Source organism: Corynebacterium sp. UMB10119B, from assembly GCF_030228125.1.
Taxonomy (GTDB): domain Bacteria; phylum Actinomycetota; class Actinomycetes; order Mycobacteriales; family Mycobacteriaceae; genus Corynebacterium; species Corynebacterium pseudogenitalium.
The window spans coordinates 1-10925 of record NZ_JASPBG010000024.1 but is presented as its reverse complement, the minus strand read 5'-3'; the positions used below and the strand labels follow the sequence as shown (position 1 = coordinate 10925).

The following is a 10925-nucleotide window of genomic DNA, read 5'->3' as shown; positions in this document are numbered from 1 at the left end:
GCACCACGACCACGCTGAAGACCACCACAAACAGCCTGGAAGGCGGCATAAACGCACAACTAAAACACCTCGCCCGAGCCCACCGCGGCACATTTGACGAACACCAGCGAATCATCATGGACTGGTGGCTCTACCTGCACACCCAACACCACGATGACCCGCTGGCGCTAGCAATCGAGCAAGACTTCGGCCACGCAGGCTACGCACACGCCCGCCAGGCACACATGCGTGAACGCGACCAAGCCAACTCACCCGACGGTCGACCGAAAGTCTACGACACCGGCATCGACACCGACTTCAACCCCTCCTGGGCCATCCGACACGGCTGGGCAGGACGCTCATAACCCCAGCACAACACCCCACAACCCACCCATCCCAGCCCCTGAAAAAGCACACAATTTGTCACTTAAGTCGACACGCCGAGAAAAGCACACATTTTGTCGCTTAACCCGAGGATCCGAACGCGTAAGCCACGTACTCGCCCTCAAAAGCAATGTACCCCGCAACCTGTTTGTGCAGGTCACGGGGTACTCTCGGGGTGGCTGACGGGGCTCGAACCCGCGACACCCAGGATCACAACCTGGTGCTCTACCAGCTGAACTACAGCCACCATCGCTGTTTTTCAACAGCGGGAACTACTTTACAACGAAAGCCTAAGATTGCAAAAACCGCTGGTAGTGGGCGTGTGCGGCGGCTGCGGCGTCGGCAGCTTGCTCGGAATCCGGGCCTGGGTCCGGCGTGAACACGGAACGGCGGTAGTAGTCGAGCTCCTGGATGGATTCCACGATGTCGGCGAGCGCGCGGTGCGCCAGACCTTTCTCGGGCTGGTTGTAGTAGGCGCGCGGGAACCAGCGGCGTGAGAGCTCCTTGATGGTGGAGACATCGATCATGCGGTAGTGCAGGGCGGCGTCGAGACGCGGCATCTGTTCCCGGATGAAGGAACGGTCGGTTGCGATGGAGTTGCCTGCAAGCGGCGCCGGGTGCTCGGGATCGCAGTGCTTTGCAATCAGCGCGAGGACGGCGTCCTCGGCCTCCTTGATGGACACTGAGGAGGAGCGGATCTCGTCGAGGAGCCCGTTTTTCGTGTGCATGTTCAGCACGAAGTCGTCCATTTCGGCGAGCTCATCCTCGGTGGCGTGGACGACGAGGTCCAGGCCCTCGTCGAGAATCTCAAGCTGGGCATCGGTGACGAGCGCTGCGACCTCCACAATGACGTGGCGGGACGTGTCCAGACCCGTCATCTCCAGGTCGACCCACACGATGCGGTCGTTTTTTGCAGGGACATCCATTTACTCTTCTCCCATCTGTGCATAGAACCGCCCCATGATCGGGGCGAGGGCGCCGCGCGGAGCGTACGTCGATACGAAATCCATCACCTTGGAAAGCGGGCCCGGCACCACGCGGCGCTTGTTGCTACGCATCGCGCTGATGGTGTCTTTCGCGCAGGACTCGTACGTGGTCCAGAGGAAGTCCGGCACGACCTTGTCCACGATCGACTGCTCCTCCTCAGGAACTTCTGCCTCTCGCACCGGCCCCGGCGCGAGCAGAGTGCAGTGTACGCCGCTGTCCTTGAGCTCGTAGTGCAGTGCCTCCGTAAACGTATTGACGCCCGCCTTCGTAAACACGTACGTGGCATTGTTCGGGATCGGCATGTTACCTGCTGCCGAGCCCACGTTGCACAGCGAACCTTCGCCGCGAGGCACCATTTGGTCGAGCACCGCCTTCGTGATGCGGAACACCGCCGTGGCGTTGAGGTTGAACTGGTCCGTTTCGTAGTTCCAGTCCTGCTTCATAAACGGACCAAAGGAGGCGATACCGGCGGAGTTCACGCAGATGGTGATCTTCTTCTGCCCGATGTAGTCCAGCAGCGCGGTCACGTCGCGCTCCTTGGACAGGTCTGCTGCGAAGACTTCGGCGTTGATGCCGTGCGCTTGTGCCAGCTCGTTGGCAAGCTGCATCAGCATCGCTTCTCGACGCGCCACCAGCAGTACGTTATAGCCAGCAGCAGCAAGTTGGCGCGCAACTGCCTCACCGATGCCCTGCGAAGCGCCGGTAATCAGCGCGAAAGAATCAGTAGTTGGGGAGGGAAATGTCATGCACCTCAGGGTACCCGACTGCCCGACTCCGCAATCGAGCGCAACTCCTCGATACAGTCCTGGTATGCGCGGGCACCGGTAGCGGTCAGAGAGACCCAGTCCACGTTCTTGTCCGGGTTCGCCTTGCGGTCCGTAAAGAGGGACACGTAGCCGGCTTCTTTGAGTGCGTTGATGGCCGTGAGGTAGGCGTCGCTCTCTAGCTGGGTGAGAGTACGCAGCCGCTTGGGGTGCATCTCCTTGTTCTCCGCGGCGCCGACGTCGCTGGTGGTGGCCTCGGCGGCAAAGAGTGCGGCGCAGATGCTCAAGCACGAGGGTTGCAACAAAATATCAGGCATTGTTCCTCCAGCTCCTCGCGTACGTAACGACGAAAACGACGGTCGCGAACGCGCCGAGCAGACTCGAGAACACCTTGTTCTGAAGCGGGGCGACCTGCAAGAGCGATATGCAGAGGAAGTACACGCCGAAGGGAAGAAACGACATTTTTGGGTCCTCTTTGACCGGCTGTCGGATGCTTGAGCGCACGCCGTTTGACCTGCGTCGCTCGATGACAACGATGCACCCGATACATGGCACAAACAGGAGGAACGGCCAAAACTGGTCGAGAACAAAGATCAGCGGCAGGCTCGCCCCGAAGCAGACCGCCGCGCACAAGATCCACCCCCAAGGAACGGCCGGTCTCTCCCTGGTGCGCTCCTCAGTTTCATGCGCTGCGGCCAGCAACTCGCGGGCCTGAGCGGAAGACATTAAGACGGACATGGCGCCATGGTACATCGGGGGCGATGCTATTTTTGTCGGTAGCGCCGCGCTAGACCATCAATATCGGCCCAGCGTTGAAATGCGCGGCTGGTGTGTGCGATGACCGAATCCAAATCCGCGGCATGTGTAACGATGTACTCCATCAGTCGGGCGCCTTCTTCGCCTGCGGCTAAATCAGGTCCCTTGCCCTCTGGCTCTCGGACATGAACCGAAAACAAGCGCAGATAAGTGAGCCCAACGATAAGTGCGGTGCGCTTGTTGCCATCGGCAAACGGATGGTTATTGGCTATATGGACGGTGAGCGCGGCTCCTCTATCAAACACCGAGGCGTACCGGGGCTGGCCACTGAATAACTGGAACGGGGCGTAAACTGCACTTTCCAAAGAAGCCCGGTCCACAGTAAATCCAAGATAACTCTCCGGTTCTCCGTTCGCGTTTACACGATCCCCGCAGCCTTGATTCACTGCGCACGCCAACTCCACGAGCATTTGAGCTAAAAGCTGCTCTCTGGAAGCTTCACTGTGGTCAGACAATTGCGTTGATTACCGGTCCGCGAGGAGTGAAAGGGTGTTGTGCCATTCCGCTTCGACTTCATGTGCAGTGGCAAGCAGATGATCGAAGCTAGGAAGGTGATCCACGTCTGGCAGGGAAGGCGAGTCTGGGACAGAATGTCCTGACTGGAGCAACTCCGTGAACTCTTCGCGCATCGTGGTCATGCTCAAAGCGCTGCTACAATGCGTGCCCCCGACCGCGTTGCTGCGTGCTTCCTGCCAAGCTCGACCGTGGCTCATGTCTGACAACTCCGCGGATGTCAGCGAACCGTAGAAATTCACAACGCTTTCAATCGTTGCTCGGGCAAATGGCGAAAGTGCCGAAGAATTCCCACCAGGAACGTGTGGGACCTCCCATCCACGCGCGACGTTTTCTGTACTGCGGCGGAGGTCATAGGGGACGGGTCCTTTTGCCCAAGCTTGCAGCTCTTCTTCAAATAATGGCATTCCGGTCCAGGCAAGGTGCCAGCCTTGGGAAAAGAAGCAGATTTTATAAAGCTTCATCTTGTCGACGCCGGGGATGAGTTCGGTCACATACTGGCCGGCGTCAAGAATATTGGACATAGTGATCACCAACTTTAGAGAGGCTTCAGGAACCCAACGGTACTCGAACCTAATGGACCGCTATCCTACCAGCACATACGAGTGTGCTACGAGTGAAGTTGTTTTGCTTGAGGGCTGTTCTTTACGGGGCTGCCTGGGCGGCTGGCGCGCCACGTGACAGGGGAGACGCCACAGTGCTCGGCACATTCCGGAACGCGCCATAGGCGCGGCCGGTCTACTCATCGATAATGATGGGCTGCACGGCTATGCCTTCTTTTTGTTCTTGTCGATGCCGTAACCGACGGCAAGGAAGGCGAGACCGAAAAGAGGGTTGGCGCCTGCGAGGGTGGTGATGATGCCGGTTCCGGCTCCAAGGAGTGTGAATCTCATTGTGGGTCCTTTCTTCAAACCCACCATACCAACAAAAACACCCCCACCACCAGGCAAAACGCCAGGCAGCGGGGGTAAACGAAAAGCGCCCCCAGCAGGATTCGAACCCGCGACACACCGGGTAGAAGCCGGTTGCTCTAATCCACTGAGCTATGGAGGCTGAGCTGGGCGTCGACAAATCGGCGCCCAAGCCTTCGATAGTATAGCGCAGTTAGATTCCGCACAGCGCGCGGGTGGCGTCGCTGATGGTGGCCAGGCGGGCATCGGCGGCGGCCCAGTCAGGCGCCTCTCCCGTTTCGACTGGCAGGACCACCTCGAGGTAGCACTTCAGCTTCGGCTCGGTGCCGCTCGGGCGGATGACTACGCGGTCGTTGTCCGCGGTGCGGATCAGGATGCCGTTGGTGCCTGGGGTGGCGCCGTAGCCGTTGTTGAGGTCGACGTACTCGACAACCTCAGAGCCAGCGAGCTCCGTCGGGGTGTGTGCGCGGAGGCGCTGCATGGCGTCGCTGATGAGGGAGAGGTCTTCGACGCGGAAGGTCAGCGGCTGGGTACGGTACAGGCCGTACTTGCTGGCCAGGGCGTCGAACTGCTCGAGCACACTCATGTTGCGCGCCTTGAGCTGCGCCACGATCGAGCCGACGATCACCGCGGCGGACATGCCGTCCTTGTCGCGGGCGTGCGCCGGATCGACGCAGTAGCCGATTGCTTCCTCGTAGCCGAACACGAGCTGCGGGGTGCGCCCGATCCACTTGAACCCGGTGAGCGTCGTCGCGTGATCCAGCCCGTGGGCTGCCGCGATTTTGCCGAGCAGCCTGCCCGAAACAATCGAGCACGCCGTCGAGCCGCCCTGCGCACGCGACGCCACGTACTCGCCGATCAGCGCTCCGGTCTCGTCGCCGGAGAGTTTCACCCAGCCGTTGCCCAGCGGGGTGCCCGCGCTCGGGGCGGTGCGCGCCGGGACTGCGACTGCGCAGCGGTCGGCGTCGGGGTCGAGGGCGATGATGACGTCCGCGTTGACCTCGTTCGCCTTCTCGACTGCGAGGTCGAGGGCACCGTCCTCCTCCGGGTTGGGGAAGGCAACGGTGGGGAAGTCAGGATCAGGCTTCCACTGCTTCTCGACGCCCACTACGTCCCCAAAGCCCGCAGCCTCCAGGGTGGTGCGTGCGAGTTCGCCACCGACGCCGTGCATTGGTGTGAGCACGATCGTGATCGGTGGGGTGCCGTCGAGGTCGCTAAGCGCGCTGGTGGCGGCGACGTAGTCCTCGCGGGTGTCCACCTGCTCGATGTTTGTGTCGAGGGGGAGGTCCGTCGCGCCAGGTGCGGCGGCGATGCAGGCGGCGATCTCGGCGTCGGCAGGCGAGATGATCTGGCAGCCGGCGGCGTTGTCTGCGTCGACGACGCGCCCGCCGAGGTAGACCTTGTAGCCGTTGTCCCACTTCGGGTTGTGGGAGGCGGTGACCATGATGCCGGCGTCGGCGTTGAGTGCGCGCACGCTGAAAGAGGTCAGCGGGGTCGGCTGGGCCAGCGGCAACAGCATCGCGTGCCCACCCGCGCCGGCGACGACCTCAGCTGCGGCCTGCGCGAACTTGGCGGAGCCGTGGCGGGCGTCGCACCCAATGACCACGCGAGGGGTGTCTACCTGCTGCTTGAGCCATTCCATGAGCCCGGCGGTGGCGCGCATGACCACGGCCTGGTTCATGCGGGACTCGCCGAAGCCGATCTCGCCGCGAAGCCCGGCGGTGCCGAACTGGAGCGGGCCTGCGAAGGCTTTTGCAAGCTCGGCCTCGTCGTCGAGGACGGCGGTTAACGCCTCGCGGGTGGCGGGATCGGGATCTTGCACGATCCAAGCCTCGGCCTGTGCACGAAGATCAGTAGCCATTGTTAGTTCCACCCCTCCAGCACCGCTGCGGAGCTGGACAGGCCCAGGCGGGACGCGCCAGCCTCAATCATTTCCTTCGCGGTGGCGGCGTCGCGGATGCCACCGGAAGCCTTCACACCGAGCTTGTCGCCGACGGTTTCGCGCATCAGCTTTACAGCGTGCGCGGAAGCGCCACCAGCTGGGTGGAAGCCCGTCGAGGTCTTCACGAAGTCGGCACCGGCCTCCATGGAAGCCTTGCACGCTGCGACGATCTCGTCGTCGGTGAGGACGGCGGACTCGATGATGACCTTGAGCAGCTTGTCGCCGCACGCCTTCTTTACTGCGGCGATGTCGTCGCGTACGACGTCCCACTTGCCTTCCTTGGCGGCACCCAGGTCGATGACCATATCTACTTCATTCGCGCCATTTGCGACGCTGTGCGCGGCGTCGGCTGCCTTTGCCGCGGTTGGGACTGCGCCGGACGGGAATCCGCACACCACTGCGACCTTCAGGTCAGCTGGGGTCTCGATGGGCAGCATGGATGGGGAGACGCAGACGGAGTACGTGCCGAGGTGCGAAGCTTCGTCGATAAGCTTGGCGACGTCCTCGTGGGTGGCCTCCGGCTTGAGCAGCGTGTGGTCGATCATCTGGGCGACATTTTGGCGAGTAAGCATGTTGAAAAACTCCTTGAGTTGTAGAAAGTGTGCAGGTTAAGCCGGTTGCTTCATGCGCGCAGTGAGCGCTGCATAGAGCGCGGTGCCGGCGACTGCGATGATGGCCAGGATGAGCATGACGGTGGGGTAGCTGCCCGAGTTTTGTGGCAGGAAGCCTGGCACCCCAAGGCCGAGATCCACCAGCTTCGCGCTGTACGCGATGCCGAGCGGGACGGCGACGTTGATTGTGAGGTTGTAGAAACCGATTGCGATACCCGACTTCGCAGCGGGGATATTGCCGATTGCCGTCGCGACCAGTGGCGCGTACAGCAGGGCGAAACCGCAGGCGAAGAGCAGGGAGGAAAGCATGAAGACCCACGGGCTGGCTTCCATCCCGACTGCGAGGAGCAGCAACGCGATGGTGATGGAGGCGAGTGCGGTGAAGATCGCGGGGCGCGTCGGCAAGAACTTGCCGATCTTGCCTGAGAGCGCGCCGACGATGACGGCGCCGGTGTAGCCCGGGATGAGCAGCAGGGAGGCGTCGTCAGCGCTGAGCCCGTGGACGGCCTTCGCCATTGCGGGGAAGAGCACCAGGTAGCCGAGCTGCACCGAGTAGACAATCGCGACGAGCACGATGGCGGTGACGTAGGCGCGGTTCTGGAAGAACTCCGGGTTGACCAGCGGGCGCTTGCCCTTCTTCACGTGGGCGATGAATGCGACCAGCGCGAGAACCAGCGGGATGAGCCACAGTACCTGGAAGGCCTGCATGAACATGATGGCGCTGGTCGCGAGCACGGCGATGAGGAACAAGCCCAGCCAGTCGACATGGCCCGACTCCAGGGAGGCCTCCTCCGGGACCGTCTTCATGATGACGGGGACGGCGAAGATCAGGATGAGCGGGATGAGGAACATCGCGGTCCACGAGATATGGGTGGCGATGTAGCCCGAGGTCAGCGCGCCGAAGAGCGTCGCGCCCTGGAAAGCAGACGTGGAAAAGCCCAGGTAGGTCTTCTGATCCTTCTCGCTGAGGTGTTTGGTCACGTAGATGACGTAGAGCGTCTCCGCCGCAGCGAGGCCGGTGGTCTGCACCACGCGGCCGGCCAGGACCAGCCCCCACACGTTCTGACCCAGGTAGCCGATGACCGAGCCGACCAGCGTCAGCGTGATACCGACCATCAGTAGCTTGCGGATACTCACCACGTCAGCCAATGCCGCGTACACCACCGCGCCGATGCCGATGATCACGCCCGCGAGCGAGGCCTGCAAGCTGACCTCATTGAGGGAAAGGTTGAGCGCCTCACCCATCGAGTCGGTCATGAACTTGAAACCGTTATCGATGATCAGCGAGAACACGAAGGTAAACAGGATGATCGGCACGGCCCGCTTCGGGCTGAGCGCCTTTTGAACTGTTTGAGATGTCATGGTGAGTTCCTTCAAACGTGTGGGGACGGGTTGTGGTTTAGACGGCGGCCAGCGGAAGTGCCAGCTCCATCATCTGGGTAAACGCGCTCTGGCGCTCCTCAGCGGAGGCCTTCTCGCCGGAGCCGATGACGTCGGACACGGTGAAGATGCCCATCGCGTCAACGCCTGCCTCGGCAGCGACGGCGTAGAGGCCGGCGGATTCCATCTCGACGCCGAGCACGCCCATCTTGGCCCAGCGGTCGTTGACGTCGTCCTTGAAGTTGTAGAAAACGTCGGAGGACAAGATGTTGCCCACATGGATGTCGACGCCCTGCTTCTGCGACTCCTTGTAGGTTGCCTCGAGCAGCTTCCAGGACGCGGTCGGAGCGTAGGTGCCCGGCAAGTCGTACTGCTCGATGAAGTGCGAGTCCGTGGATGCGGAGGAGGCGACGATGATGTCGAAGAGCTTCATGTCAGGCTGGAAGCATGCGCAGGAGCCGACGCGGATGAGCTTCTTTGCACCGAAGAAGTGAATGAGCTCGTAGGCGTAGAGGCTGATGGACGGAATGCCCATGCCGGAGCCCATCACGGAAACTTCGTGGCCTTGGTAGGTGCCGGTGTAGCCGAGCATGTTGCGCACGGCGTTGAACTGGACTGGGTTTTCCAGGTAGGTCTCTGCGATGAACTTCGCGCGCAGTGGGTCGCCCGGCATGAGGACGGTTTCAGCGATAGGTCCGGTTGGGACGATGTGCGGGGTGGAGACGGTCGGGGTGGACATGTGCAACTCCTTTTGCAGTATCTGGTTGACCTTTCGGTGTCCACTCTAAGACCGCTAGGAACATATGGCAATATTAAAGTTTGCAAATGTTCTGATTGGGGGTGCGATACACCCCAGATGGGGGAGAAGGGGCGTCAATTAGCGGGTCTTCGCGATCTCCAGCACCCGAACTGCCGTCGGCTGATCAATCACCAAATCACTGGCCAGCCCCATCCACAGCGCCGTCTCAATCGCCTCAGCTTTATACAAACCCCCAGCTACCAGCACTCGACGTGGTCTCGCCCGCAGCTCGTCAAGCTCAATGCCCACCGTCAGATCATCAATTCTTTTCGACGCCACATCCCCCTCCCGCGTGTAGAACCGCGAACAAGCATCCCCCACCGCAACCCCGAGCAGCTCCCGCGACATCTCCTCAGACAGGTACCCCAGATTCATCAGCAAGCTCTGCTTGCGCACAGAACCCACCGTGAACACCGCCACGTCCGTCTCTCGCCCCTGCTGCAGCACGTCCGCGATGTGGGAATCCTGCTCCACGATCTCCTTAGTTTCCACTCGCTCAAAAATGACAGGCAGTGGGAGCGTTAACGCGGGCGCGTTGAACGCGGTGCAGAAACCGGTGATCGTCTCAAAGTCATTCGTGGCCAGGTTGGAACGCGACGACCCACCTTTCAACTGCACAATCTGGCGCGCCCGCATGTTCGTCGGCCGGAGATTCCGTGCAATGTTGAGGAGCGTCTTTCCCCAGGACACCCCCACCGAAAGGCCATCCAACGGCATCGACTCCAGGTAGCGTGCGCCAGCCACCCCAAGATCCTCCATGATCGCTGCAGATGGGTTCGCCGGGTGAACAATCCGCACACCCTCCAGCGCGTACCGGGAGGTGAGATCCTCGATCAGGATCTCGTCCGCCTCCTGCGGGTCGTGTACCTCAATAGTGACGTAGCCACGGTCCTTCGCGTGCTGCAGAAGCTTCGCCACCGTAGGACGGGAGCAGCCCATCTCCGCAGCAACCTCCGCCTGACTCAGCTCCGAGCGGTAATACAACTTGGCAGCCGTCAGCGCATCCCGATCACGTGTGTCCATGCACTACAGCGTAGCGCCTGGGGGTTTGCCCTTAACTGTGTGGCAATATCTTGGCTAGGCCCTAAGCGAAAGGAAAACCATGAGCAACGACGAAGTAACGATGCCACGCAAAGAATACGAGGCGCTGAAACGAGAAAATGCTCGACTGCGCAAAGAAGCCAAGCTGTGGAAGGACACTAGCGATGTCCTGGGAAAAGCTATGGGGTCTCTGCCAAAGCAACATGGCGGGACCTCCGACGCGGCGGAAAAATTCTAAGCCCCGAAGAAACGAAGCGGTACGAGGAAGGAGTACGTCAAGAAAACGAGTTCCTGGATCTACTCATGGGCGTCGGGCATTCTATGAGTCGCGCCTGCAAAATTTTGAAGATCTCACGCTCGAGGCGCTATTACCAGACCAACCCGAGGCCCAAAAAGGAAAATCCGATCCCTCACCGCGAACGAAACATCCCACGTATTCCGGATTCAGATGTACAACAGATTCTCGATCTTTTCGACGCCCACCCCGACCTGAGCGCGGACGCCATCTATCAGAAGGCGCAAGACAGCGGGTTGCAGCTCGCGAGCTTGCGGACTTTCTACCGCATCGCCCGTGCACACGGGAAGCTACAGCGTCAGCGCCGCGCTGCTGAATCAGACTCGTAAATCCACCGTGGCGTTTTTCGCGACGGACCCTCTGCGTTGGGTGTCCGCGCGGCGGACACTTATTGGTGGTGGGTTTTCTGGAGCTGCTGGTGAGAGGGCTGCCGCGGACAGAGTGCGGTCAGGGTGTCCGCGGGGCGGACAGTTCTTTGGCGATCCGGTCTCACCGGTTGAGTG

At 61.1% G+C, this 10925-nt stretch carries 14 protein-coding genes, 2 tRNA genes and 1 pseudogene; 3 read left to right on the top strand and 14 right to left on the bottom strand.

Going from position 1 to position 10925, the window contains the following annotated elements:
- Positions 1-344, top strand: a pseudogene (locus tag QP802_RS10905) (IS256-like element ISCau1 family transposase); the annotation flags it as partial.
- Positions 345-537: 193 nt separating this feature from the next.
- Here QP802_RS10905 and QP802_RS10900 read toward each other — a convergent pair.
- The 14 genes from QP802_RS10900 to QP802_RS10835 form a co-directional block, all read right to left on the bottom strand.
- A tRNA-His gene (locus QP802_RS10900) sits at positions 538-610 on the bottom strand.
- A gap of 43 nt (positions 611-653) precedes the next feature.
- Complete coding sequence (gene orn, locus QP802_RS10895) at positions 654-1289, bottom strand: oligoribonuclease (protein WP_284818844.1); 636 nt, start codon at positions 1287-1289, stop codon at positions 654-656.
- Positions 1290-2096 carry a mycolate reductase gene (gene cmrA, locus QP802_RS10890; RefSeq protein ID WP_284818842.1) on the bottom strand — a complete coding sequence of 269 codons (807 nt, stop codon included), beginning with the start codon at positions 2094-2096 and terminating at the stop codon, positions 1290-1292.
- A gap of 5 nt (positions 2097-2101) precedes the next feature.
- The gene (locus QP802_RS10885) at positions 2102-2431 is read right to left on the bottom strand and encodes a hypothetical protein (protein WP_284818840.1); all 330 of its coding nucleotides are present in this window, start codon (positions 2429-2431) and stop codon (positions 2102-2104) included.
- Positions 2424-2852: a hypothetical protein gene (locus QP802_RS10880; RefSeq protein ID WP_143110604.1), complete on the bottom strand. Its 429-nt coding sequence runs from the start codon at positions 2850-2852 to the stop codon at positions 2424-2426. Before QP802_RS10880 ends, QP802_RS10885 begins: the two co-directional genes overlap by 8 nt.
- A gap of 26 nt (positions 2853-2878) precedes the next feature.
- Positions 2879-3385: a type II toxin-antitoxin system death-on-curing family toxin gene (locus tag QP802_RS10875; RefSeq protein ID WP_218117848.1), complete on the bottom strand. Its 507-nt coding sequence runs from the start codon at positions 3383-3385 to the stop codon at positions 2879-2881.
- A 9-nt stretch (positions 3386-3394) separates the two neighbouring features.
- Entirely contained in the window at positions 3395-3967 is a 573-nt protein-coding gene (locus tag QP802_RS10870) for a Panacea domain-containing protein (protein WP_070362005.1), read from the bottom strand.
- A 243-nt stretch (positions 3968-4210) separates the two neighbouring features.
- A complete protein-coding gene (locus QP802_RS10865) occupies positions 4211-4336 on the bottom strand; it encodes a hypothetical protein (RefSeq protein WP_255365827.1) in 126 nt (41 codons plus the stop codon).
- Positions 4337-4422: 86 nt separating this feature from the next.
- Positions 4423-4496 (bottom strand) — tRNA-Arg (locus tag QP802_RS10860).
- 51 nt (positions 4497-4547) lie between these two features.
- Positions 4548-6215: a phospho-sugar mutase gene (locus QP802_RS10855; protein ID WP_284818837.1), complete on the bottom strand. Its 1668-nt coding sequence runs from the start codon at positions 6213-6215 to the stop codon at positions 4548-4550.
- Between the two features lie 2 nt (positions 6216-6217).
- On the bottom strand, positions 6218-6868 hold the full coding sequence (gene deoC / locus QP802_RS10850; protein WP_071567635.1) for a deoxyribose-phosphate aldolase: 651 nt from the start codon (positions 6866-6868) through the stop codon (positions 6218-6220).
- A gap of 36 nt (positions 6869-6904) precedes the next feature.
- Complete coding sequence (locus QP802_RS10845) at positions 6905-8269, bottom strand: MFS transporter (RefSeq protein WP_071567636.1); 1365 nt, start codon at positions 8267-8269, stop codon at positions 6905-6907.
- Positions 8270-8306: 37 nt separating this feature from the next.
- The gene (deoD, locus tag QP802_RS10840; protein ID WP_284818833.1) at positions 8307-9026 is read right to left on the bottom strand and encodes a purine-nucleoside phosphorylase; all 720 of its coding nucleotides are present in this window, start codon (positions 9024-9026) and stop codon (positions 8307-8309) included.
- Positions 9027-9164: 138 nt separating this feature from the next.
- Positions 9165-10109, bottom strand: a complete 945-nt coding sequence (locus tag QP802_RS10835; protein WP_070478434.1) for a sugar-binding transcriptional regulator — start codon at positions 10107-10109, stop codon at positions 9165-9167.
- Positions 10110-10188: 79 nt separating this feature from the next.
- Between QP802_RS10835 and QP802_RS10830 the strand changes: the two genes are divergently transcribed.
- Together QP802_RS10830 and QP802_RS10825 are read left to right on the top strand one after the other, a co-directional pair.
- Positions 10189-10365: a hypothetical protein gene (locus QP802_RS10830; protein ID WP_177224297.1), complete on the top strand. Its 177-nt coding sequence runs from the start codon at positions 10189-10191 to the stop codon at positions 10363-10365.
- Positions 10366-10430: 65 nt separating this feature from the next.
- Complete coding sequence (locus QP802_RS10825; RefSeq protein WP_071573573.1) at positions 10431-10751, top strand: helix-turn-helix domain-containing protein; 321 nt, start codon at positions 10431-10433, stop codon at positions 10749-10751.
- Positions 10752-10925 lie beyond the last annotated feature (174 nt).